This is a genomic window from Pelosinus fermentans DSM 17108 (assembly GCF_000271485.2).
In the GTDB taxonomy this organism is placed as follows: domain Bacteria; phylum Bacillota; class Negativicutes; order DSM-13327; family DSM-13327; genus Pelosinus; species Pelosinus fermentans.
Map to the genome: position 1 here is coordinate 3,329,014 of NZ_AKVN02000001.1, position 25,237 is coordinate 3,354,250.

Consider the following 25,237-nt stretch of genomic DNA (forward strand, 5'->3'; position numbering starts at 1 on the left):
CTAAAAATTATAAAGCCAGCATACGAATGCTGGTTTCATTAGAACTAAGTATATTAAAAAATCAGTTCCATGAGGAGACATGTCACCAAGGTCACTTAAAACACTGTTTATAAGTTTTGAAAAGACAGTAAAACCAAGCCCTATAAGGGTCTATTATCCGTTCCATGACGTGCCATTTCTTATTCCATTACATGCCATTGAAAAAACAAAATCCTTTTAAGCGATGAGTCCATGAGCCATCTACTTTAGAGCCTCTTCCAATTCTCTTCTATAACATGTCATGGAAGGACAATCGTCTTGACTGGAGAAAGCTTCGATTCCATAAGTTAATTGGCTTTAAAGCAATTTACTTTCCTTCCATGACATGCCACGCAGTATAATAAAATCATAATGTAAACATTAGTCCACCATTCATGTCAGTGCTTTGATTCGACGAGCCAGAGACATTAATCTACTACAACAAGTATCCCTAATGTTGCAAAAACGATTATTCCAGCAATTTGTCTTACATCTAAACGTTCTTTGAGCATTAAAAATGAGACACCACCATAAAGTCTGGTATCGTGCTAGTTATCATACCAGCCTCCATTGCCTGTTTATGTTTTAGCCCTATCAATATAAAATTGAAAAATGAATTGTCCACAGAATGCCATTATAGAAAAAACAAGTCAATCTTTTCTTATAATTTTTCTTTATATAGAATAAGTTTCAAGTATAGACTTCCTGTCGTTCTACTTTGGCATCAGGAGATACTAATTTAGCATAGGAATATATGTCAGACAAATGCTTAAATATCACATCTTTGGAAATACCTGGTGGCGCATAAACTATAAAAGCAGCTTTTTGTGTTTCAGGTAAAAGTCGAGTACGTAAGTCAGGACCATGTATAATACTTGAAATAATCCCTACTGTATCAGAAACCATCATATCTCCCGGTTTCACAACCTGATCTTTTCCATTAATTAAAATATATTTTTCATTACCTACAGCTATGTCTAATTTTAAGGGAAGCTTCAATGCATCATAATCGTGCCCCGCAGTTAATAGACAATTTTTCAATTCTGCCATAAACATGGCCTCAACAAGTCCCGCAACATGAGGAATTTCTTTACCTTTAAAGATAATTGATTCCAGCTGCTGTAATACATGGTAAGTCTTTTTATACCGTTTGTAATAATCACTATAGACCGTGATTGGAAAATGACCAGATAATTCTTGTTTACTTATAAACCTTGCCCGAAGATCAGTTTCCAATTGTTTCTTGTAATTCTTCAATCCTTCGCATGGCTCTAGATTAAGCACGTTTCCTATCATCATATAGCCTACACTAGCCCCCGGATGCGTTTTCTTCCATAAATCTGTAACATACAACATACTAAACATCTCCTTCTATAAGCATCAAATACAACCACAAAAATTTCAGACGGTTATTTCATTTTACTTCTTTTAGGAGAAAAGTCTTGTATAATATTGCTATATTTATTAGGTGTGATTCCAGTAATTTGCTTGAATTGTTTCGAAAAGTGACTTTGATCTGTAAATCCTATTTCATTAGCAATAAACGAAAGAGAAAATCCTTGTGCCAAAAGAATTCTTGCTCGCTTAATCCGGACTTGTTTAAGATAGGCATGTGGAGGGATTCCAGTAGACTCTTTAAAAACGCGTATTAAGTGAAAAGGACTAAGATTGCAGAGATTAGATAAAAACTTAATAGAAATATTCTGGGTATAAGTATCCTCAATATATTCGCGAGCTAGCTTAACTGCTTGATTTTCTTTACCCACACCTCTTACTCTTAATCGTTCATCCCCATGACGATAAATAAATTCTGTAAGCATCGTTAAAAGATACGATTCCTGTTCCATTAACGGAATAGTCGAGTTCTCTAATAGGAAATGAAACTTCCTGATGAAGCCAGCTAATTTATCATCTTTGATTACGCCAGCTGTAAAAAACGGAGTTTGTTGTACTTTACCAGTTATCTCATGCGCAGCCTGTTCCAACAGTTGCGACTTAAGATAAAACATTCGATATGTCCAGCCTTCATTTGATACGGCAGAACCATCATGAGCTTCCCCGGGAATTACTAAATTGATGTGTCCTGAAGGAGCCACCACTTTTTCGCCTCGGTAAGAGAATTTTAGTGCTCCTTGCTCAATAACACCAATTGCAAAACAATCATGAATGTGTTTTGTAAAGGATTGATTGATGTAGGTTGCATGTAACAATTCAAGATTATTTAATTGCGGTATCATCCAAAAATTAATCTTTTCCGTTTTAGCAACATCCATGATCATCCCCTCCAAATAGCTACTTCCCCGCTACGTTAAATCAGTAAAGTTTTTTGATTGACTTCTTCTATCATAATGTAAAATCCTGCTAGTCCAAATTGGCTAGCAGGATTTTATGTTACTTTCCTTAGCTTATGGTAAACGAAAATGTTACTTTTATGAACATGGCACCAAAGTCACTTAAAACACTGTTTACAAGTCTTGAAAAGCCAGTAAAATAACCACTGCAAGGCTTCACTGTATGTTGCATGACATGTCATTTCTCATTCCATTACATGCCATAAAAAAATAAGATACAATTAAACGATGAGTCAACGAGTCATCTGCATTAGGGGCTCTTCCAATTCTCTTCTATAACATGTCACTGAAAGACAATCGCTCTTGATCGGAGAAGATCTGAGTCCATGATTTGCTTAGCTTTACGCCGCTTTAATCACTTCCATGACATGCCACGGTTTAATCAAACGTCAAGGTAGACATTAGTCAATAATTTGACCAATGTTATTTAAGGTGTAAATCAGAATTACCCAAACCTCCAATCTACACTTAATTCAATTAAGTGTAGATAAATACAATTCTATACTAACTTCTTATATCTACAGATCCAATTCTCTTCTAAGTATAGTTAACCCCCTATCCATTTCTTTTTGAGTAAGCTGAGCATATCCCAAGATGATTTGAGCGATATGTTTCCCCTTAATAATGGAGTGGTTTTCAACAGGTACAATATAAACTCCTGCATTTAGTAGACGTTTCACTAATTCGTCCGTAAAAGCTACGCCTTCAAAATCAGCAACAATATGCATACCAGCATCTCTGCCATATATTTTTACCTTTTCCGGAAAATAATTTTTTAGTAAATTCAGCAATTCATCGCGACGCTTATTGTATATTTTTTTCATCCGCATGATATGGTATTCTAATTCACCGCTTTCAATAAAACGCATTAACGCAAGCTGATAAATTGAATTTGAATGATGGTCTGCAAGACGCTTACATTCACGAATTTGCTTCACAAGCGAAAATGGTACAACAAGATAGCCTAAACGTAAAGACGGAAACATGACTTTGCTGAATGTTCCAACATAAATAATATGCTCTCTATCTAATTCAAACAAAGAATTAGCCGGAAAGCCGTCATATCGAAATTCGCTGTCATAGTCATCTTCCACTAGATAGCACCCTGTCTGTTTAGCAAATTGTACAAGTTCTATCCTTCTTTGAATGGATAAGATACCACCAATTGGAAATTGATGTGAAGGAGTTACAAAAATTATTGTTGGTTTTTTTAATGTTGGAAATTGTTTTGGCTGTATGCCTTCCTTATCAACTTCCACCGGCGTAATTTGATTTGTGTAATAGGAGAATATTTGCTTTACGTTATTATTTGATGGATCTTCTAACCACACTTCACTCTTTGCATTTAATAAGCATTTTGCAACAAGTGATAACCCTTGCTTTGCTCCCGCTGTAACAATAATCTGGTTAGGATGACAAATTATGCCTCTTGTTTTCATCAAATAATTGCATAAAACTTTTCTTAATTCTGGCCTTCCCTGTGGATCATCGTATCCAAGTGCTGAAATTGGAGCTTCTTTAAATGCTTTTGATACAGTCCGACTCCATTTATTTCGTGGAAACAAATCCAAAGCAGGAATTCCGCTATCAAAATTAATTGTGGTTTGCAAAATACAAGTATCAGAAAGCGAAGCAATACTATAATTACTGATTTTCTCCGATAATTGTAAATCGGGAAAATTTAGATTAACGTATATACCAGAGCAGGGAGAGCTATATGCAAATCCTTCTGCTACCAGCATATCATAGGCTGCTAAAACTGTATTTCTTGAGATGACCAGTTCTTTAGACAATTCCCTTGTGGATGGTAATTTTTCCCCTGCTTTCAATTCTCCACTCAGTACTTTAGTACGTATTTGACTATAAATTTGCTTCGCAATAGAACGCTTATGATCTCGTTCAAGTTCTATATATAGCATGATGCTTTTTGCCTCCACATCTGGCTCAATAAAATATACTATTAATTGGATCTTTAATAAACCAGATTTTTGTGTTTTAATTATAACAAATATACATAAGTTTACAAACCAAAGCAGGTGAGTGATTTGAAGATAAGAGATAGCTTTCATCCTTATGCAATGATTACAATTATTTTTTGGTCATTAGCCTATGTGTTAACACGGCTAACTCTGCAATATTTCACAGCGTTTTCTTTAGGTTTTTTACGCTATTTTGCTGCGTCCTGTTCTTTGGCATTCATCGCAATCCTATTCAAAATGAAACCACCGCGCAAAAATGATTTTCTATGGTTCTTATCCGCTGGCACATTTGGCTTTTTCTTTTACATGATTACGTTTAACAAAGGCATGGAAACAGTGACGGCTTCCACCAGTAGCGTTATTATTGCGACTGTCCCAATAATAACAGCCTTGATAGCGCGCTTTATATATAAAGAAAAATTAAATAACATTCAATGGATAGCTATTGTAATTGAATTTATAGGGGTAATTGCTTTAACGTTAATAAACGGAGTATTTTCAATTAATACGGGATTGTTTTGGTTATTACTTGCGGCATTGGCTTTGAGCATTTATAATCTACTACAACGTAAACTTACTAAAACCTATACTGCATTGCAGACTTCTGCTTTTAGCATTTTCTTCGGAACCATAATGCTAACAATTTTTCTGCCAGTTTCAATAGACGAGGCAATGCATGCCCCCTCTATTCAATTATTCTACATTGCAATTCTGGGGATATTCTCAAGTGCAATTGCCTATGTTGCATGGTCGCAAGCCTTTGCAAAAGCTAAACAAACGTCACTAGTCAGTAATTATATGTTCATTACTCCCTTTCTAACAAGCATTTTAGGATTTCTGATTGCCAATGAAATCCCTGATTTTGCAACACTTATTGGTGGAGGAATCATTATATTTGGTGTATTGGTTTTCAATTTTAGCGAAAAAATAAATGGAAGACTAAATCATAAAAATGTAAATTTGAAAAATTAAAGGTTGGCTCACTCAATTAACGTAGAAAATACTAAATGGTTATCTCTTAGGCTACTGATAAAACTAAAAAGTATAGCAAACAACTCAATACAAAATCCTGCTAGCCTAAATATTACACTAGCAGGATTTTTCGTCGTTTTTTCAGATTACCGCAAACAAAAATATTACTTTTATGGACATGGCATCAAAGTCACTTAAAATGAGTATTCCGGTCTCAAAGTCATCACCTGACCGGTGATTGGAAATCAGTATACCGACTAAATGGAAATCAGCATACCGGCAAACAGAAATCAATAATTGCTTGTCCTATAATGAATTTATACATCGAATGATGTAAATTCATTATTAGGAGGGTCAAAATTATGACCAAGTACAGAGAAATCCTTAGGCTGACAAGCCTAGGATTCTCACAACGTAATATCATGCAAAGTTGTGGTGTTGCTCAGAAAACTGTCGTAAAGATTCAACGCCGTGCTAAAGAGCTAGGAATAACATGGCCTTTAGACGAATCAATGACCGACAAATCTTTGGAAAACTTGATGTTTCCAAAAGAACAGTAAGCGTCAAACAACCAAGTGGATAGTTTTCAAGCTAACTCCATGAGATAATATTTCCAAATTAGAGTTTTTCAAGTTTTTAGAGTTGCTTGAAAAACTCCAAGGAGGAGTTATCTTGGATACTCAAAAAATCAAGCAGACTTACCGATTAAATCAATGGACTGACATTGTCCGGCAATGCCGTAGTAGTGGGCAAACTGTTGCTGCTTTTTGTAAAGAACAGAATTTGAAGCCCCAAAGTTATTACTATTGGTTAAAACTTGTTCGTGAAGCTGCCTGCAAAGCACTTCCTGTCATTAGCAACGATACAAACATGATTGTTCCTCTTACGTTTAGAGAACCACCGACTTGCTCAAGTAAGTCGGTGGTAACTTCAAAAATCACACTGCATTATGGAGATTTCTCCTTAGATTTGGAGGAAAATACTTCACCTCTTTTTATTGAAAATACAATTCGCACTTTGATGAGCCTTCAAGAAAAACAATCATGCTAGGAGATATCTCAAAAGCTGAACAGATCTATATTGCCACTGGCTATACGGACATGCGCAAATCGATTGATGGTCTCTGCGCTATTGTGCAACAAAATTTTCAAATGAATCCATTTCAGAAAAACCTTTTTCTTTTCAGCGGCAGAAAACATGATCGTTTAAAAATTCTATACTGGGAAGGCGATGGATTTTTACTTTTATATAAAAGGCTAGAAGGCGGAAAATTTCAATGGCCCAAAGATGCGCAAGCAGCTCGCTCAATCTCAATACAAGAATTCCGCTGGCTCTTAGAAGGCCTCTCTATTGATCAACCCAAAGCTGTAAAGAAAGTAACCATAGCTAAAGTTATATAAAATAAAACGTCGATAAACCCTTGATTTTACTGGGATTATCGACGTTTTCATGGTATAATAAGGATATAAGAAACGTGAAGGAATTATCATTATTATGAGCATAACGATACCAGAATCACCATTAGAAAATCGCATAGCTCAATTAGAATTAGAGAACAAACGTCTGCATGATACGGTTGCCTATTTGACACGCCAACTCTTCGGCAGAAGCTCTGAAAAAACAACGGCTTTATTTGATGGACAACTCTCTCTTTTTGATGAAGCAGAAATAGAGGCTAAGAAAAAAGCTCCTGAACCTGATCTAAAGGATGTCGAGAGTTACCGTCGTAAAACATTCAAAGGTCAGCGTGAAAAACTATTAGAAAATCTTCCCCATACCAAACGCCTTTGTACACTAGTAGCCGAAGACCGTTTCTGCGAAATATGTGAGACACCATTGGTATCTATTGGTGAAGAATTTGTACGTACTGAAATTGAATTCATTCCAGCAAAAGTTATTGTCATCGATTATTACCGTGAAACCTTTGAATGTAGAAAATGTCGTAAAGATGGCCGCGAATACATGGAAAAATCCCCGATGCCATCTCCTGTATTACAGCATTCCATGGCATCACCATCCACAATTGCTTGGGTTATGCATCAAAAGTTCGTCAATGCACTCCCACTTTATCGACAGGAAAAAGAATGGCTCTCGATGGGGGTCGCGCTCAGTCGTGCAACAATGGCAAACTGGATCATGGTTGCCTCGAGGGATTGGCTAATGCCAATCCTGAATCGGATGCATCAAGAAATGATTCAACAAACTCATTTGCATGCAGATGAAACTACCGTTCAAGTCATGAACGAAAAAGACCGGAAGAATACCACAGTTTCCTACATGTGGGTATATTCTACCGGCCAATATTGCAAGACGCCAATACGGATATTCGACTATCAACCAGGAAGACATGGGAAATATCCACAGAAATTCCTGACAGGATTCAAAGGGTATCTCCATACGGATGCTTATTCTGGTTACAATAAAGTACCAGGTATTACACGATGTTTTTGCTGGACGCACCTACGTAGGAATTTTGTAGATGCTCTTCCTAGTGATATCCAAAGTCCGGAATCAACGATTCCACAGCAAGGCATTTTATATATCAATAAACTTTTTGAATTGGAAAAGGGACTTGAATCCTTTAACTCCGAAGAACGAAAAGCACAGCGTCTGAAGCAGGAAATACCTGTTTTAGAGGCCTTTTGGTTATGGATTGATTCTATCAAAGGTCAGATTCTGCCTAAATCAAAGTTAGGATCTGCAGTGAATTATGCCTTAAACCAAAAGGATGGGTTGATGAATTACCTTAAAGATGGTAACTGCTCTATTTCTAACAATTTGGCTGAAAACAGTATTCGTCCCTTTACCATAGGACGCAAAAATTGGCTATTCAGTGGCAGCCCCAAAGGCGCAGCCGCTAGTGCTGCTGTTTACAGCATCATTGAAACTGCAAAAGCCAATGGATTAGATCCTTATAAATATTTGCACTTCATTTTAAAGAATCTTCCTGGAGCACAGTTCCATCGGTATCCTGAACTTCTAGAAGATTATTTACCGTGGAATCCAGAAGTTCAACAAATTTGTAAATAATGAAGCAACCACTAGAGTATATCTCAGTGGTTGCTATTTTTCTACCCACCTAGTTGTTTTACGCTTACCTTTAAAGCAATGATAAGTAAACTTAAAAAGCAATAGATTAAAAATTTTACATAACTATATTTCTTTAGAATAAAAAGAGTCTATCCTTATATCCGTAGAAACTCAGCTCCTATTACTCTTTAAACCATTCCCTTTTGTAGGGGTTCCATTACTTATATGCTATTGATTTTTTCTCCTATAGTTTTTGAAATCTTCTGTAATTCTTATAACACTTCTTTCGTTGCTTGAAAGGGATAAAACTTAGAAGCAAAAAGTACAATAGCTTGTATAACCAACATCTCTGAAAAAATATAGAATCCCAAGCTATAACTATTTTCTTCTATATAACTATTCAAAATCAGAGGACCCCAAAACATACCGATTCCCCAGAAAAGATAATATATTCCTGTAATGGCTCCTTTATTACCATCAGATACTTTTTCATTTAGAAACGCCATCGAAGCTAAGTAATAGGTTCCTAATCCGAAACTAGAAAAACATAAAGCTGCAGTAAGTGCAAAATGATCAAAATATAAAGATATTGCTAATCCTCCCGCTGCTGCTAACATGCCAACTATCATAAAGACTTGACGTCCCAATCTATCAGATAAGCAGCCAATCACTATCTGTGCCATACTAATTGCAATATAAAATAGTGAGAAAAATATGTTAATGTATGATTGACTATAGCCTTTTACAAGAATGAGGAATGCTGGAATTATTGTCATAAATATACCAAATCCCGCTCCATATAAGGCAATACCCGAAAGCACAGCCAGAATTTGTGGATTTCTCGTTAAAGCTAAGAGACTTTTTATTGTTATAGTTTCTGTAACTACATTTTGATTTTTTAGTTTATTTTTCATGCTGCAAGCAATAATAATAGCTCCTGCAACACACAATATAGCATAAAATAAAAAAATTTGGTTATCAGACCAAGTTTTGAATAATACCACTCGTAGAAATGGCCCTATGGTCATCCCTAAGTAAATTGAGGCATTATACACACCAATTGCCTTTCCTTTATTCTCCGGATATCGAAGTGATAACACAGCTGGAGCCAAACTTAGTATTGGTGCCTCACCAATACCTTGTAATATCCTTCCACAAAATATCAAATTCACACTATTAGTAGAGTAGAATAACAGTCCAGCAATAACGCTTAATATATATCCCATCAATACAAAAAATTTGAATCCCCACCGGTCTGCAAATACACCAATAGGAAGTTGTGATGCTACCTGTGCAAAAGCATATGTGGATGCCAAGTATCCAACTAATGAACTTGAATTAGCCAACGTTATAACCGTTTGTGGCAATAACGCAAGAACCATTCCATCTCCCAACATAAGCAAAAAGGCAGCAACACTCAATACTAATAACTGACTATGCTTAAACACTTTTATCCCCCCTCAAATCTTTGTTAATAATAAAAAAAGCAAGGCATCAGCCTTACTTAATTATAATCACAATAAAAATTGTACATTTAACCGCATATAAGATCATTTTTACTTATTTATGGAATTACTACGATAAACACTGGGGGTAATTCCTTCAAACTGCTTAAATATCCTTGTTAATGATGCTTGATGTTCATACCCGACTTCTTGGGCAATCTCCAAAATGGTATAATTCGTTTCTCGTAGTAATTGTTTAGCGCCTTCTATCCTTAATTTTTGTAGATATATCTGCACACTAACTCCCATCTTTTTTTGAAACCACTGGCTGTAATAACCAACATGATAATGTTCTAATAGGGCTAAAGTTTCAAGCGAGATACCAGTATGATAATTCTCATGAAGATAACGAATTGACGGATATTTGTGATTTTGCTGTATCAACTGAAAAGAATAATAAAGTAACTGATTAATCGCAGCCGTATTTGTCTGTTTGTTTTGGCATTCGCTCAGCATCAAAAAACGTAATGCACGCCAGCGTTCATCAAACTCTAAATGTTTCACTTCATCGACTCCATTATGTGAAAACATATTGCGAGGGATAAAAAACACTAAAAATTCATTTCGTTCCTTAGCATAATAACTATGTTCACATGCAGGAGGCAACAACAGGATATGTTGCTGGTCAACGATAATTGATTTCTGGCTCGCCTGTAAGTTTAATGTACCTCGAAGCGGCAGTATTAAATGCCCAAAAGCATGGATATGAGTATGTTTAATATCAATAAAACATACTTTTTCTGCAAATGAAGAGTTAACTTGCCGCACTGCACTAATTCCCCCTCCAATTAAACCGATTTTAAATATTCTTGTAACTCATTCAGATCCTCTTAAATATCAGAGTAAGCCTTTATCTATTACTAGACTTCTTGAATCATATTCTTTTAAACTGCTATTATAAACTTTCATCAATACGGATTACTGTCGATACAATTCTTTCAAGAAACTTTTTATTAATTATTGGATTAGCTATATAATATTATTAAATATTGCAAATAACAAATTCCATTTTTATTATTTTTAGTAATATTATGCCAGATAAAGTGGGAATATAATAAAATTGTCACTCTATGAAGCTTTCTTAGCATAATCCCTTTATTTTACATCGAATATTTTTATAATTAACAAATTGATAATATTTTTTCCACTATCACTGGACATCTTTAACATTCTTCTAGACTAAATGGAGTTTGGTAATATTTGTTTTCTTATAACTATACTTAGTTTAGAAAATTAATATTTTTAAACTAAGTGGAAAACGTCAATTTACATCCACAGTATCTTACCAAATTTATATAATTTTAAGTTTCCATTATTCTTTGACATAAGCTCTATTTGGTACACTTCTTTTAGAATTCATAATTATAGCCATTCCAGATGCAGTAATAATTAATATTACTGCATAAGCAACCAGTGCTAATTTAAAAGTAATATATTGAGCAATCATAGTTAAGACAGGAGGACCAAAGAACATACCGATTCCCCAAAATAAATAGTATGCTCCTGAAATTGTGCCTTTTAAAGATTCCGCCACAGTTTCATTTAAAAATGCCATTGATGCAAGATAAAAAATACCTAAGCCAAGACTAGCAAAGGTTAGCATAATCAATATCCATGATGAATCTAGTAGAGGAACTGAAAATATTCCAACAGCTGCTAAAATTAGCCCTATTATCATAAATAAATTAGGACCAAATTTGTCTGATAAAGAACCTGTAACAACCTGCGAAATACTTATAGCAACATAAAATAATGAAAAGAATATTCCAATGTATACTGAACTAAAACCTTTATCCTGTAATAAAAACGTAGGGATTGACGTAAGAAAAATACCATATCCTGCTCCATACAAAGTGATTCCTACTAGAGCTAATAATGCTTGCCTATCACTTATAAGCTTAAAAATATTATTAAAATCAACAGATTTATTTAATTTAATATCTCGTTTATTAGCACTATCAACAAATAAATAGATTATGACTGCGCCTAATAAACATAATATAGCATAAACGAGAAAAACCTCATTTGCCTTCCACACTTTAGCTAATAATACTCCTAATATAGGGCCTATGGTGAGTCCAAGGTGAATTACTGCATTATACATTCCCATTACTTTTCCCTTTGCAAGAGGAAATTTCAATGATAACAAGGCAGGTGCTAAAGCCCATATTGGTGCTTCTCCAGCCCCTTGAAGAAACCTTGATAAAAAAATCATAATCGAACTACTTGAGATATAAAAGAAGAAACCAGTGATAAAACATAGTAAATATCCAAGTATAAGAAAAGGCTTAAAACCTAACTTATCTGATAAAGTACCTATGGGTACTTGCAGTACAATGTAAGAAATTGCAAAGGTAGATGCTAAAAACCCTACTGACTGACCATTTCCATCCAAATCAATAATCCTTTGAGGCAATAATGCAACAATCATGCCTACTCCTACCATCATTAAAAAGACGGCAGATATTAATCCTAAGAGAGTTTTATCTCGAAACATGTAAATGTCCCTCCTTAGAAATAAAAAGTTATTAATCTACATCATCACAGGTAATTCAGCATACTCTGATACAGAGCATATGAGAAGTTCAATTAATTCACTATCCATAAATTGATAGTCATCGGGAATATTAAGACAGATAATCTTCTTATGGGTAAGACTATCTTTAAACCGTTCTTGCAGCCTTCTTACATGTTTCTTCTCCATTACAAAAATCAAATCTGCCCAACCAATATGCCCACTTGTTATTTTTATACGAGCTTTATCTTCCGTACCTGCTGATCTAACATCATAACCATTAACACCGTGAAATATTTTCTCGGCGGTTAGACTCCGCCACTTATTCTTACTGCATACAAATAATAGTTTAATATTCTCTGCCCCCCTTAATTAGATTAACACTCCTATTCATCCACCTTAGAATTAGCAAGTATATGAATACTCCCTTGGCTACACTATTTGACACTTGAGCCAATTAGCAATAAATAAGATTGTTTACCTGTAACATCATCAAAATTAGATAGATTAAATTTTATTGAAAGATATCCTTCTCCTAAATCAAATATAGGTGATACATACATATTTTAAATACTTTTCCTTTAATTTTCTCTCACGATGACATAGTTCTTCAATTTTGCAATCAAATTCTACATGTTTCGGGCGAATTTATCCATAAGTCATGACGTGAGTCATTTTCAAAAAAATCTTCTACTATTTATTGCTACTTCTTCTAGAAGTTATAAAATCCTTTAAAAAAGTAGCAGCCTACTACAGGTTACCTTAAAGGACATTAACTGATCTCTTTTAGAGTTTTGTGCTTCGTTCTATTACATTTGCTAACACATGGAATTGTTAAAAATTCATACTTATTATATAATTTTGTTGAAAATAGTAAAGACGTTTAAAATCAGAACTACTGGTATAGAATGAACCACTATACCATTGAAGTGAGGAAAGTGTGATGCATATTAAAAGATTGATTACTTTATACCTTTTAGCAACCTTACTTATACTCTGTAGCATTTCGTACGCACAAGAAGCAAGTAACGGTCATAAATTAATTACGGACAGGGATACAGAAAACCTTCTAGGACCAGTAAAAAAGGTTACTAATTTTTTTGGTGAAAGTTCATCTATTGCAAGCATATTTACATATAGAAGTAATGGATACCGCGAAAGTATGGAATTACCAAAATATAACTTGCTGATGACTTATGATGAAAAGGGCCGAATGCTCACAAGCGAAAAAATTACTCCTTCTGGGAGACAGGTGAGTATTAATACAGTTTACGATGATTCGAAGCATACATATACTGTTTATTCAAATTCAAGCAATCCTCCGCAAGTATCTGGCGAACTAACAGAAACCGGATATAGCAAAGGAAGCAGTCACTATAGCCCCACAGGTGATTTCATCGGCTACGGAGTCTATGAGTATGACAAGAATGGATTACTTGTTGGCTGGACCAACTATAACATAAATAGTATTCCTGTTAAAAGAAATGAGTTTGTCCATGACACTAATGGACACATCAAAGAAATAAATATTTATGAAGCCTCCGGTAAAGATCATCCTCAACTAACTCTCTCATCAAAGGAATGTTTCGTCTTTGGTGTTGATGGACGTTTACTAGAGATACGTGATTATAGGGGATCTGATCAAGTATTGTGTAAAATCATCCTTTATAGTGATTATGATAAATATGAAAATTGGTTAAAGCGAACGGAATCATATGTAGCTTATCCTGAAATACGCAGTATGTCTCCCATTCAGATAAGAAAAATTGAGTATCACGAATAAGTAATATTTCTAATTGAATGTATTTTAATCAAAATATTACTTTTATGGACATGGCACCAAGGTCACTTAAAACACAGTTTACAAGTTTTGAAAAGCTAGTAAAACCAAGCCCTGTAAGGCTCTATTGTCTATTCCATGACATGTCATTTCTCATTCCATTACATGCCATAAAAAAAAACAATATCCTATTGAACGATGAGTCCTTAAGTTATCTACCTTTGTGCTTTTTCAATTCAATTCTATTACATGTCACTAGCAGATTTAGATCGAAAACTAATGAAGCTCTAAGTCCATAAATTATCTGGATTTGTGCCTCATAAAACTACTTCCATGACATGTCATGTTGCATAATTTTCTCATTTAGCCACATTCGCTTGAAACTTTTTTAGTTAAACCCGCTTTTTTAGTTCTTCATAGAAATTTTCTCGCGTTCCAATCTGCATAATTACTATGATAATTTCTTGCTCTTTTATTTGATATGCTATCCGATATTCAACACTTGCTATTTTCAAATGATAAGAATAAATCGCTGTCAAATTACCTTTTAACCGCTCCCCAACAAAAGGGTTCTCTGCTATCTTTTCGAGAATTATAATAATTTTATTTTTAATTGGCTTGTCAAGATTTCTAAGTTGCTTTGCTGCCGAATTCAGGATAACTACTTCATACATTTTCATTCTCCTGTTTCAACTTTGCCAAGGATATATATTCTTTTCTACTATATTCCTGCTCGGTTTCAGCAATCATTATATCGAATGCCTTATTTAGCTTTGTTTGATACTTTTGAATGATTTCTTTAGTTATATCTTCACCATTTTTTACAATATCAGCAAGAACTAAGTCTTCTAGTTCATCCGCTATGGTACGCGGTTTAAGAGTAATCGTTTCTCCATCTACAATGATTTTGACTTTACTACCTGCAGATAGTTTAAATTTATCTCGTACTTCCTTAGGTAAAACAAATTGCCCTTTGCTGCTTATTGTTACATCATATTCTATCATAGCCACCTCCGTAAGAAGTAAGATTTCTTACTATAACTATATAACATCTGCGTCAATTTGTAAATAATTAGAGTTCTGCACATAAAAAAAATATTACTTTTATGGACATGGCACCAAGGTCACTTAAAACACTGTTTACAAGTTTAAAAAAGCCAGTAAACCAAACCTTATAAGGCTCTATTGTCTGTTCCATGACATGTCATTTCTTATTCCATTACACGCCATAAAAAAAACAAGCTCCTTTTAAACGATGATTCCACAAGTTATCTGTCTTAGAACCTCCTTTTATATACTTCTATGACATGCCACTGAAGGAGAATCGTTCTTAATTCGAGGAAGCTCTGAGTCCATAAGTTATCTAGCTTTACACCTAATTTCTTTCCTTCCATGACACTTCACATTGCTTGATAAACCTTAAAATAGACATTGGTCAATAATTTGACCAATGTCTATTAAAGTGTGAACCAGAATCACCCATATCCCATAGAAGCACTTTGGATGGCAGTATCCATAAAAATTATATTATCCTATAATTGATAGTCACCATACAACACATTCAATTTCCTGTCTACCATTTTACTTCTTTGCCAAAGCAGATAAACTTATATCCAGATATACTACTAATAATTTTTATCATCCGATTAGAATTAATAGTCATCTCTATTTTTTAGCAATTTCTCAACAACCTAAATACATCAACGCTTCACCTATTAAGCCGAGTTTGTAAAACACTTTACTCTTTTCATCAAACTTTAATTTTATTTTTTTGGTATGGATATTAGTATAGATTGAGGCATATTTATTAAATCCGTAACCACTTCTTCACTTTGCACTATAAGGTCCTAATTGTTTCTTTGTGAAACTAAATTTTGATTGTTCATCTTTCATCCACATGTTGTCTTTAACAATCAGAATATAGGTTGCTACAGCAAAATACGTAATTCCTAACATCCAATCGATAGCAGTCACTAAACCATGCATGGTAATGTAGTTGATATACCAAGTTCCTATTGGGACATGGAGCAATAAAACGGCGAGTAAACCAGGATTATAAATACCCTTTATTTTTATATTGGCAAACAGACCATGCCAGATCAATTGGAAGAAGCCCATAAGTACTGGTGCAAGACCTAGCCATATCTGATCTGTAAAAAAGATTGGGAGCAAATAGAAACCATAGGCAATCAAACCATTGATTACCATAGCCGATTGACCATTTAAAGGATACTTATCTGGAATGGAACTTTTAAATATTACAATATTAAAAATCCCTGGAAAAAAGCCTGGCCAGCGGTACTCTTCAAATTGATGAACGAGGATTGCAACAAAGCTCAGCCATAGAATCACGTTAATTTCTTGCATATTCGGATGGAAAATGAGTAATCCAATGCACACCGCCAAGGCTACTATCCCACCGATATCCTGCCAGTACTTTCTCAAATAATTCATATCCTACACCTTCTTCTTATATTTTTTAAAACTAATTATCCACTTATGTTTAAATACAATGCCCTTTTCTCATCATTTGAATAGAAAATGTGATATTTTTACAGTAGTCGCTACAGATATAATTGTCATTGACAATTATATCTGTAAAAATAATTAGCTGATTTCATCCCAGCTAATTATTGCCATGTACTGGTATATATCCTCAAAAAAAGCTGTTGTATTACATCTAATTGCCAAGCAATGTTCTTAGCATTGTAAAGTCAGCCTTTTCTAGGCTTAGCTGTGGGATTGAATATTACCATACATTTTATGCAATAAACTTTTAAGTTTCTCTACTTCTTTCTCGTCCATATTTTCAACCAACCATTCATTAATTTCATCAGCAATTGGGATAATTTCTTTTTTTATTTCCGCACCTCGCTTAGTCAGATAAATTAACGAAGAACGTTTATCATTCTGACTTTCCTCCTTAAAAATAAGATCATTTCCCTCTAATTTATCGATAAGCCGTGTAGTATAGGGTTTATCTCTAAGTGATACTAACGATAATTCTGTTGGTGAAATTCCTTCTTTTTCCGAAATTTTGGAAAGTAAAACCCATTGTTCAGGAGTAATACAATATTTTTTTAATTTTTTAAGGAATATGTTTTTCATTCTTGCGTATGTTCTACTGATTAAAAAACTAATTGCATCGGTTAGAATATAATTCATTTCCACCTCCATTTAATTGTCATTGACAACTTCTTTTTTAGTATATGTTAAATTATTCTAAAAGTCAACACCAAACGAGTGACATTAGTCTTATGTTATTTTTTATAATGCCACTATTGCAACTAGTCTAAAAAAATTTCAATGCGAAACATATTTATAAAAAACCTCACCAAACCATACTATTAGTTCTAAAAAACTTTTATAATCTATTTCCATGAGTCCAAAATGTTACTTTTATGGACGTGGCACCAAGGTCACTTAAAACACTGTTTACAAGTCTTAAAAGGCCAGCAAAGCCAATAAATTCAAGGCTTACCATATGTTCCATGACATGTCATTTAGCATTCCATTACATGCCACTGAAAAAGCAAACTCTCTTGAACGATGAGTCCACAAGTTATCTGCCTTAAAGACTCTTCCAATTCTCTTCTATAACCTGTCATGCTCTTGCCCAAATTTCTCAATATTTCTCATTAGTTCATTGGCGATATTACCGCTTTCAAGCCGCATTATGCTTTCCTCTGCATTTCCATAACTCAAAAGATTTATGCTTCCATACCATACTATTTTTTGATCAATAATCGCAAATTTCTGGTGTATATTGGACTTGAATAACATATTAATATCTACCCCTTTTAACATATCAAAAGTAGCGTGCAGAGTCTTTTGATCCTTTTCTTTAAAGTCTGCAGCAGGTCTAGTTATAACAGTTACTTTTACCTGTCTGCTTACTGTGGCAGCTAGATACTGAATCATCTGTACAATTCGCCTTTTGGTAACAAATGGACTGATAATGATAACCTCATTAACAGCATTCAAAATATCATTGCTATAAACTGGTAAGAAATTACTCTTGTCAAAAATTATTTCTGTGTGCTCTACTAAAGCACTTCCACTTTTCACTTTGTAACCAATTGCAGCATAGCCATTAAGCCTTCTATGATACATTTTTTCAAGCATTCTTACATGGATATCAACATAATCATATATTTGTACTTCATTCTTATTTTCGTATAATCGATGAAGCCTGCCTGCATACTGCTGCAATGTCCCTTTCCAAGAAATAGGCATCACTAAAAATAAAGTATCAAGGCGTGGCTCGTCAAAACCCTCACCTATATATTTTCCAGTCGCAATGATAGTCAATTGTTTATCAGAAGGTGTCGCAGATATTTCAGCTAGTCTTTCCCGCGTATCCTTAATTCCCATCCCCCTGTTAATACAATCACATCAGGAATTCTCTCACTCAATCTTTTTGCAAGCAATTCTACATGAGCAGTTCTTTCCGTTAACACAATTGAATTTCTATCGTTTTCATAAGCTTTTATTATGTCATCAATTATAAGCTGGTTGCGCATTTCATTAGAAACTACCTCAGCATAAATTTCTTGAATTGATATCTTTTTTTCATCTTTATCTATTGGGACTCTGAAACTGGTAAACCGCGGTATAACATAATGCTCAAAAGGTCTTTTTTCTGCTTGTTTTTTTGCATCAACTTGATACCTATTCGGTCCACAATGCATAAAAATAATCGGATGATGCCCATCCTTTCTTGTGGGCGTAGCAGTTAGTCCATATACATATTTGGCATTTACACTTTTAAGTATCTGTTCAAAACTAAACGCTGAAACGTGGTGACACTCATCAACAATGATCATTCCATAATTTTTAACGCATTCTTTTACTTCACCTCTGCTATTTAACGATTGCATAACTGCAACATCAATAATACCACTTAAATTATCCTTTCCTGCACCAATTTGACCGATTACACTTTGACTCTTTTTTCTGCCCCGCTTTGTTTCCAATACTACTGGCAATTCTTCGTTGATATGTAAAAACTCCGTTAACCTGTCTTTCCACTGAGATAATAACTGCTGCCTATGAACTAAAACAAGTGTATTTACCTTACGCTCAGCAATTAGATTTGCTGCAATAACCGTCTTGCCAAAAGCTGTCGTTGCTGAAAGCACACCGTTATCGCATTTGATCAGCTCATTTACTGCAAGTTGCTGTTCTTCTTTCAACTTTCCATCAAACTCAACATCAATATTCCTACCACAATTCGTTTTATCTACCCAATCTACATCAATTTTGGCTTCATTAAATAATTTGTTTACATCTGCTTCACAACCTCGTGGCAAACACAAATATTCCTCTGTTTCATCCGAACATGATATGATCCTTGGTTTGTTAAAAGTCGGCATACGCATAGCCTGAGCTTTATAAAATTCTGGATTTCTAAAAGCTGCCAACCTTTTTAAGTTATTTAACGCTCTCTGTGAAAAATCCATCTTAAATATATACAGCATATTAGCTTTAACAACTGTGACTTTCTGAGGGAAATCATTTTTTCCCAATTTTGCTAATACGATATTTGTTTCCCATGGTTTTGCCTTTTCTTCATCATCACTTTTCAATGGTCCCAATTCATTTCCTTGACATAAACTCGCAATCAAAGTTTCAATGATATCTTCAGATAGCTTTTTTATATCGCTCAAAAATTCCCATTGATCAACATATGGTGTAAAATTGTCATCGATAAAAACGCTATTACCATCTTTCCTTGCTGCCATTTGCAGTGGAAGCGCAATTAAATTACCTAATCCTCCTTTGGGCATGGTATCTTGATTAGGAAAAAGACGATCATACGATTTAAATGTTATTTCATGTCGTTGATTCATTGCATAGGTAAGTAAAGCTGTTCCAAATTTCCGTGCTAAAGTTGCAGATATTTGCTTTTCAAAGAAAAACCAGGCATGCGCGCCACTTCCGGAACGTGAACGTTCAATTGCAACAGGAATATTATGCTCTTTACATACACCTCTTAGCACTGCAACGTCCTCTTCCCAGCCATCATCATCAAAATCAATCGCTAAAAAATAACAAGTTTCATCAAGACACATCGGATAGATCCCCGCTACAATATTTCCCTTAAGATGTTGCTCAATAACTCTTTCATCTAGGCTCCCATAAGATTTATGAGAGCATTCTGAACATTTCACTTTTGGTTTACAGCATACGCCTGCTTTCCATTCATTCAAACAAACAGGAGTATACCCCGATTTCCCCTCTCTATTTTTCCATCTTTTAGCATAAACGTCATTCCTGCCTCTAAAGAGCGATCGATACAGTTCTATTTTTCGGTTAGCCTCGCTTCTTTGATTGATTACAGATGCAAGCATAGCCTCGGATATTTTATCAGAAATAACAACCGCTGGCTGCTCTATAATACCAAGTTGTCCCTTCAGTTTTTTGTTTTCAGCCCTTAAAGCATTGATTTCAACGAGCAATGACTGATATTTTTTGAACAACTCATCATAATCCATAGTTTTCTCCCTATTAGAGCATTATTATATACGCAACTATTCCAAGTCCACGCATTAATAATTCTAATGCTTTTGATCGTATATTTCCTATTATAACCAATTTTTCTATAAATCCAATTCATATTTTAAATCGAGTATTTTTAATGGAAATGTTTATATTTCATATACAAAAAAAGTATCAGCATTGCGCTAATACCTATTGCATTTTATTTTTTTGAAATTGATTGGTCTGAAAACAATTTTTCTTGCAAGAAAGTTTGTACTCGCTCAGCGCTCGTTATCGCTAATAAAGCATCACTTTCGTTTAGCTCTAAATTAAATGGATATCTTGCATGAACACCATAATCACTTAAGTTTAAGCAATCTTCTTCAATTACTAAAAAAGCGCTGTCATATTCGGAGCAACCTTTATTCAAATCAACCAGATCATGTGTTTTTCGAATGTTACCACCCTTTAGAGAAATAAATCCTTTTAAATATTTTTCAACACTTTGTTGACAATGGTAACAAATAATTTCAACAGGAATCGGCTGCATACCCTGCAAATAATTAGCTGAGGCTAAATCTTGCATAGCATAACGAAACCACTCACGAGCAATAGTCTCATTGTTCATACAGGAGTACTCCTTCTTTGACAATCTTATGCTCCATAGTTGTCGTAAGTATCGATCGTTCATTAAAATCATCATCATCATATACCAGTAAATCGATAGGCATATTTACATCGTGTACCATCGCTTTTCTAATTTTACGTAAAATATCAATTTTACGTAAACCCCGTAAAGAAGTAACGATGCATAAGTCAAGATCGCTTTCATCCGTATATGTGTTATCTGCATAAGAACCAAACAAATATATTTTCTGCGGGTTTACGCTGTTTTGAATAGCAATGATAGCATTTTCCAATGCATCTTTAGCATTTACTTTCTCTTGTCTCATATCAGCACCCCCTTATACTTATATCTTATCACATTTCTAAGGTATTTTACAAAAACTGTGCCTTATGAATTGTTTTTACTATTCTTCTTGCTCTTCAAAATAAGAATAGTATATTTCGGTTAATTCCTTGAAAATCCCCAACCTATTCCGTCCCTTTCTTTCATAACCTTGCGGAATCGTACTTGAAATACGTCTTCTAACGTTGCCTTTTACTACGTAAACGGCTGCACCTTCATACATTGTTAATATTTTATTATAAAAACGCTCATCGATATCTCTCATCGATATCTCCATAGGCATTCGTAAACTGAACACCAAACTCAACACACGAGATCATTAAATCCGCAATATGAGTTGTCGATTTTGAAATTTTTTTAAAACTATTAAGCGCCTTATTCATCTCAGAATACCTTAATTTACCGAATCCTCGTGCCGGAAAAAACTCATTTTCAATTATTTTCTTATATTTCTCTAAAGCTTCTTGTTCAAAATCAGGGACTATATTTGCTGCATAATATTCTTTTACATTCGGAAATATTTTGCATAATTCTAATACTTCTTTAATCAATTCTGTTTGATTTTTACTCGATAAATATTTTTTTAAATCTCCTATTTTAACTGCTGCATGTTAATTAATACCCCAATATAAATTTAATAAATGGCGACAAATTACTCCTATAGTAATATATTATACTTCTTCTTAAAAAAGTCAAAATCCTGCTAGTCAGAGTACTAAACTGGCAGGATTTTATGTCATTTTGTCTGACTATCATAATCAAAAATGTTACTTTCATGGACATGGCACCAAGGTCACTTAAAACACTGTTTACAAGTTTTGAAAAGCCAGTAAAACCAAGCCCTGCATGGCTCTGTAATCTGTTCCATGACATGTCATTTCGTATTCCATTACATGCCATTGAAAAAACAATATTCTTTTAAACGATGAGTCCATGAGTCATCTGGCTTAGAACCTCTTTTTATATACTTCTATAACATGCCACTGAAGGACAAGCGTTCTTAACCGGAGGAAGCTCTGAGTCTATTAGTTCTCTAGCTTTGCGTCTCATGTTATCACTTCCATGACATGCCACGTTGCTTGATAAACCTTAAAATAGACATTATTCAATTTGACCAACGTCTATTTTCACATCATTCTATAATCAATCAGTATCTCTATCTTTTTGCAACCAACCTATGTGTTAATTGATAATCTCTGCAACAGCATTCATATCAAGCTCTTCTTATCCAATATAATTTTTTCAATAGCATCATTAATATGCCGACAAGTTAATGAGTAATATTCAACATTGTTTAATAGATTTGCCAAGTATGATACTGCAGCGAAGTCACCAATTTCTCCAATAATAAAGGTGGCACTAATCCAAGCATCTTTGTCGCTTAATGCTTTTATAGCCAAATCATAGGCACTCTCCATAGATACTCTAAGGCATAGGCTTTTATAGAGAGGTCTCCAAATTCAGCTATTCTACGAATTTCCTCAATATTATCATTTTCAAATTTCTTTAAGACCCAATCAAAATACCATCTTGCTTCAATTCTAGCTGGCAAGTCTATTTTACCTTCCAGTTTTTCAATTGAAAATTTACTAAAAATTAAATCTAAAAAGCCATCTGCCAGTTGAATTCTAAGATGATAATGTTTTTTTCTTGTCCTTACAATAATCTGCCTAAGTTTTGCTGTATCTTTAAATCTTCCATTGATGTATTCAGCAGGTTTACCAACATTATCACGTTGATATTCAATATGTCTACAATTCCCAAATATCAATGTATATTGGTATTTCGTATCAAACATGTATCTTTTTCGTTCAGATTCCGGCCATTCCCGTTCACAAGACAACTCAATAGCTAAAGTTCTGCCGTTACTATATATATTTACATTGTGAATAATGCTGTCATGAAAGTAATCATAAAAAATATATTGCTTCAAATATCTATCATTAATGATCTTGGTTTCATGCTCATAATTTAACATTATTTTTTCTTCCTTTTTAGATAATCATAATACTCATTTGATTGCTATAGAGTTATGCTTCATTAGATATAACATCAATAGAACTACGCCAACAATCTACTATCCAGTTGGTTATTAATCTAAATCATCATAGGTAATTCAATATGTTCTGATACGGAGGATATAAGAAGTTCAATTAATTCACTATCCATAAATTGATAGTCATCCGGAATATTAAGACAGATAATTTTCTTATGGGAAAGGCTATCTTTAAACCGTTCTTGCAGCCTTCTTACATGCTTCTTCTCCATTACAAAAATCAAATCTGCCCAACCAATATGCCCACCTGTTATTTTTACACGAGCTTTATCTTCCGTACCTGCTGACCTAACATCATAACCATTAACACCGTTAAATATTTTCTCGGCAGTTAGACTACGCCACTTATTCTTACTGCATACAAATAATAGTTTAATATTTTCTGCCCCCTTAATTAGATTAACAATCCTATTCATCCACCTTAGAATTAGCAAGTATATGAATACTCCCTTGGCGACACTCATTTGTCAACCACTCTAAATTAACACTTGAACCAATTAGCAACAAATAAGCTTGTTTACCTGTAACATCATCGAAATTAGACAGATTAAATTTTATTGAAAGATATCCTTTTGCTAAATCAAAGATAGGGGATACATATCCTGGATACTTTTCGTTTAGTTTTCTCTCGCGAAGATATAATTCTTCAATTTTACAATCAAATTCTACGTCCAATATGTCTGAATGTCTATTGACCAAATCTGGAACATACCACTCAATATGACTTAGAAAATCGAATGTAATTTGTAGTTTACGCCACTGCCAATGAGAATTGCAATTCTCATTGTTTTCCCAATTATAATAGTCTATAAGCAAAATGCATTTCCGTTCGTTTCCATTACAAGTAACAACTTCGACTTTTCTAATTTCGCTATCATGAAAATTCAAATTCATTAGTTTGTCTTTTAAATTATTTTCAAGTTGCATATATAACCTCTCACATCCGCATTTTACTCAAATTGGAAATTAGCCAATAACCATAAATATTGTTTGGCTATTGCTATTGCATGTCCTCATCTCGTAAAGATGTTCTTTTCCATTCAAATTCATTGATGAGCTTAGATTCAAAGTTATCATACTGCGCATTATAGTTATGCACGTGAGGGGAGGGAATATTAATAGATCCTTTCTTTAAACCCATTTCTTCGATAATATGTATATGTCTCTCAGTAAAGCCATATAAGTAGATGCGATTATGTCGATCATATACGATTGTTGTATTTGTTTCGGGCGAATGTATCCATATGTCATGACGTGGGTCATTTTCAAAAAAGGCTTTGAACCGATTGAGAAGCGTACCGATTTCATCATAGGTAAGAGACGCGCTTTGGTATCTGCCTGGTTCATTATCGGTACGAGGAGTATGTAGAACGTATAGCATATAAAAAGGTTCGGAAAGCACTGACGTCAATTCTAAAACTGTATTAATATGACCTTGCGCTAGTCCAATAATAATCCTTTCATAACTACTACTTTGCTCAATATTATATACATCAGAGTAATTATACTTCTCTAATTTGTTATTTTTGTGATATCCTAATTTAAACATACATTCACATCCTTATAAGATTCAAATAC

Annotated in this window: 28 protein-coding genes; 6 read left to right on the top strand and 22 right to left on the bottom strand. The window is 34.2% G+C overall.

Annotation, left to right across the window (positions count from 1 at the left end):
- Positions 1-708 precede the first annotated feature (708 nt).
- From FR7_RS15405 to pdxR, 3 genes are all read right to left on the bottom strand, one after another.
- Entirely contained in the window at positions 709-1,374 is a 666-nt protein-coding gene (locus FR7_RS15405; RefSeq protein WP_007932177.1) for a hypothetical protein, read from the bottom strand.
- Positions 1,375-1,427: 53 nt separating this feature from the next.
- The gene (locus FR7_RS15410) at positions 1,428-2,291 is read right to left on the bottom strand and encodes an AraC family transcriptional regulator (RefSeq protein WP_007932178.1); all 864 of its coding nucleotides are present in this window, start codon (positions 2,289-2,291) and stop codon (positions 1,428-1,430) included.
- Between the two features lie 596 nt (positions 2,292-2,887).
- On the bottom strand, positions 2,888-4,438 hold the full coding sequence (gene pdxR / locus FR7_RS15415; protein ID WP_237715617.1) for a MocR-like pyridoxine biosynthesis transcription factor PdxR: 1,551 nt from the start codon (positions 4,436-4,438) through the stop codon (positions 2,888-2,890).
- Here pdxR and FR7_RS15420 point away from each other — a divergent pair.
- From FR7_RS15420 to tnpC, 5 genes are all read left to right on the top strand, one after another.
- Positions 4,406-5,320, top strand: coding sequence for a DMT family transporter (locus FR7_RS15420; RefSeq protein ID WP_237714799.1), 915 nt, complete (start codon positions 4,406-4,408; stop codon positions 5,318-5,320). The two genes, pdxR and FR7_RS15420, sit on opposite strands and share 33 nt — an antisense overlap.
- Before the next feature lie 362 nt (positions 5,321-5,682).
- A complete protein-coding gene (locus tag FR7_RS15425) occupies positions 5,683-5,880 on the top strand; it encodes a hypothetical protein (RefSeq protein ID WP_007940649.1) in 198 nt (65 codons plus the stop codon).
- A 112-nt stretch (positions 5,881-5,992) separates the two neighbouring features.
- On the top strand, positions 5,993-6,370 hold the full coding sequence (gene tnpA / locus FR7_RS15430) for an IS66 family insertion sequence element accessory protein TnpA (RefSeq protein ID WP_007936746.1): 378 nt from the start codon (positions 5,993-5,995) through the stop codon (positions 6,368-6,370).
- Complete coding sequence (tnpB, locus tag FR7_RS15435; protein WP_007936745.1) at positions 6,364-6,720, top strand: IS66 family insertion sequence element accessory protein TnpB; 357 nt, start codon at positions 6,364-6,366, stop codon at positions 6,718-6,720. Before tnpA ends, tnpB begins: the two co-directional genes overlap by 7 nt.
- Before the next feature lie 94 nt (positions 6,721-6,814).
- Positions 6,815-8,350: an IS66 family transposase gene (tnpC, locus tag FR7_RS15440; RefSeq protein WP_064448913.1), complete on the top strand. Its 1,536-nt coding sequence runs from the start codon at positions 6,815-6,817 to the stop codon at positions 8,348-8,350.
- A 272-nt stretch (positions 8,351-8,622) separates the two neighbouring features.
- Here tnpC and FR7_RS15445 read toward each other — a convergent pair whose 3' ends face one another.
- From FR7_RS15445 to FR7_RS24235, 4 genes are all read right to left on the bottom strand, one after another.
- On the bottom strand, positions 8,623-9,771 hold the full coding sequence (locus FR7_RS15445; protein WP_237769534.1) for an MFS transporter: 1,149 nt from the start codon (positions 9,769-9,771) through the stop codon (positions 8,623-8,625).
- Between the two features lie 135 nt (positions 9,772-9,906).
- On the bottom strand, positions 9,907-10,623 hold the full coding sequence (locus FR7_RS15450) for a helix-turn-helix transcriptional regulator (protein ID WP_007933041.1): 717 nt from the start codon (positions 10,621-10,623) through the stop codon (positions 9,907-9,909).
- 544 nt (positions 10,624-11,167) lie between these two features.
- Positions 11,168-12,352 carry an MFS transporter gene (locus tag FR7_RS15455; protein WP_007933043.1) on the bottom strand — a complete coding sequence of 395 codons (1,185 nt, stop codon included), beginning with the start codon at positions 12,350-12,352 and terminating at the stop codon, positions 11,168-11,170.
- Between the two features lie 36 nt (positions 12,353-12,388).
- Positions 12,389-12,559, bottom strand: a complete 171-nt coding sequence (locus FR7_RS24235) for a hypothetical protein (protein ID WP_237715614.1) — start codon at positions 12,557-12,559, stop codon at positions 12,389-12,391.
- Between the two features lie 754 nt (positions 12,560-13,313).
- On the opposite strand from FR7_RS24235, the gene FR7_RS15460 reads away from it, so the two are divergent.
- Positions 13,314-14,153: a hypothetical protein gene (locus tag FR7_RS15460; RefSeq protein WP_007933044.1), complete on the top strand. Its 840-nt coding sequence runs from the start codon at positions 13,314-13,316 to the stop codon at positions 14,151-14,153.
- Positions 14,154-14,542: 389 nt separating this feature from the next.
- Here FR7_RS15460 and FR7_RS15465 read toward each other — a convergent pair whose 3' ends face one another.
- The 15 genes from FR7_RS15465 to FR7_RS15530 form a co-directional block, all read right to left on the bottom strand.
- Complete coding sequence (locus tag FR7_RS15465; protein ID WP_007933045.1) at positions 14,543-14,824, bottom strand: type II toxin-antitoxin system RelE/ParE family toxin; 282 nt, start codon at positions 14,822-14,824, stop codon at positions 14,543-14,545.
- Positions 14,817-15,155: an AbrB/MazE/SpoVT family DNA-binding domain-containing protein gene (locus FR7_RS15470; RefSeq protein WP_007933046.1), complete on the bottom strand. Its 339-nt coding sequence runs from the start codon at positions 15,153-15,155 to the stop codon at positions 14,817-14,819. The genes FR7_RS15465 and FR7_RS15470 overlap by 8 nt, the downstream gene beginning before the upstream one ends.
- Before the next feature lie 822 nt (positions 15,156-15,977).
- Positions 15,978-16,604: an HXXEE domain-containing protein gene (locus tag FR7_RS15475; protein ID WP_007933047.1), complete on the bottom strand. Its 627-nt coding sequence runs from the start codon at positions 16,602-16,604 to the stop codon at positions 15,978-15,980.
- Between the two features lie 276 nt (positions 16,605-16,880).
- The gene (locus FR7_RS15480) at positions 16,881-17,315 is read right to left on the bottom strand and encodes a MarR family winged helix-turn-helix transcriptional regulator (RefSeq protein ID WP_007933048.1); all 435 of its coding nucleotides are present in this window, start codon (positions 17,313-17,315) and stop codon (positions 16,881-16,883) included.
- 429 nt (positions 17,316-17,744) lie between these two features.
- Entirely contained in the window at positions 17,745-18,524 is a 780-nt protein-coding gene (locus FR7_RS24240) for a phospholipase D-like domain-containing protein (RefSeq protein WP_237769535.1), read from the bottom strand.
- On the bottom strand, positions 18,494-20,647 hold the full coding sequence (locus FR7_RS15485) for a TOTE conflict system archaeo-eukaryotic primase domain-containing protein (RefSeq protein ID WP_237769536.1): 2,154 nt from the start codon (positions 20,645-20,647) through the stop codon (positions 18,494-18,496). Before FR7_RS15485 ends, FR7_RS24240 begins: the two co-directional genes overlap by 31 nt.
- A 206-nt stretch (positions 20,648-20,853) precedes the next feature.
- Complete coding sequence (locus FR7_RS15490; protein ID WP_007933052.1) at positions 20,854-21,261, bottom strand: HEPN domain-containing protein; 408 nt, start codon at positions 21,259-21,261, stop codon at positions 20,854-20,856.
- Positions 21,251-21,586, bottom strand: a complete 336-nt coding sequence (locus FR7_RS15495; RefSeq protein WP_007933054.1) for a nucleotidyltransferase domain-containing protein — start codon at positions 21,584-21,586, stop codon at positions 21,251-21,253. The genes FR7_RS15490 and FR7_RS15495 overlap by 11 nt, the downstream gene beginning before the upstream one ends.
- 78 nt (positions 21,587-21,664) lie before the next feature.
- Positions 21,665-21,868: a hypothetical protein gene (locus tag FR7_RS15500; protein ID WP_007933056.1), complete on the bottom strand. Its 204-nt coding sequence runs from the start codon at positions 21,866-21,868 to the stop codon at positions 21,665-21,667.
- Entirely contained in the window at positions 21,852-22,199 is a 348-nt protein-coding gene (locus FR7_RS15505; RefSeq protein ID WP_255348814.1) for a DUF6155 family protein, read from the bottom strand. The genes FR7_RS15500 and FR7_RS15505 overlap by 17 nt, the downstream gene beginning before the upstream one ends.
- Before the next feature lie 612 nt (positions 22,200-22,811).
- Complete coding sequence (locus FR7_RS15510) at positions 22,812-23,003, bottom strand: hypothetical protein (protein WP_017531516.1); 192 nt, start codon at positions 23,001-23,003, stop codon at positions 22,812-22,814.
- Positions 22,994-23,581 carry a hypothetical protein gene (locus FR7_RS15515; protein WP_007933062.1) on the bottom strand — a complete coding sequence of 196 codons (588 nt, stop codon included), beginning with the start codon at positions 23,579-23,581 and terminating at the stop codon, positions 22,994-22,996. Before FR7_RS15515 ends, FR7_RS15510 begins: the two co-directional genes overlap by 10 nt.
- Positions 23,582-23,700: 119 nt before the next feature.
- Positions 23,701-24,075, bottom strand: coding sequence for a low molecular weight protein tyrosine phosphatase family protein (locus FR7_RS15520; RefSeq protein WP_017531517.1), 375 nt, complete (start codon positions 24,073-24,075; stop codon positions 23,701-23,703).
- Positions 24,068-24,586 (bottom strand): hypothetical protein, encoded by a 519-nt coding sequence (locus FR7_RS15525; RefSeq protein ID WP_007933077.1) that lies wholly within the window; start codon positions 24,584-24,586, stop codon positions 24,068-24,070. The genes FR7_RS15520 and FR7_RS15525 overlap by 8 nt, the downstream gene beginning before the upstream one ends.
- A gap of 73 nt (positions 24,587-24,659) precedes the next feature.
- Positions 24,660-25,208, bottom strand: coding sequence for a hypothetical protein (locus FR7_RS15530; RefSeq protein WP_007933079.1), 549 nt, complete (start codon positions 25,206-25,208; stop codon positions 24,660-24,662).
- Positions 25,209-25,237: the final 29 nt, after the last annotated feature.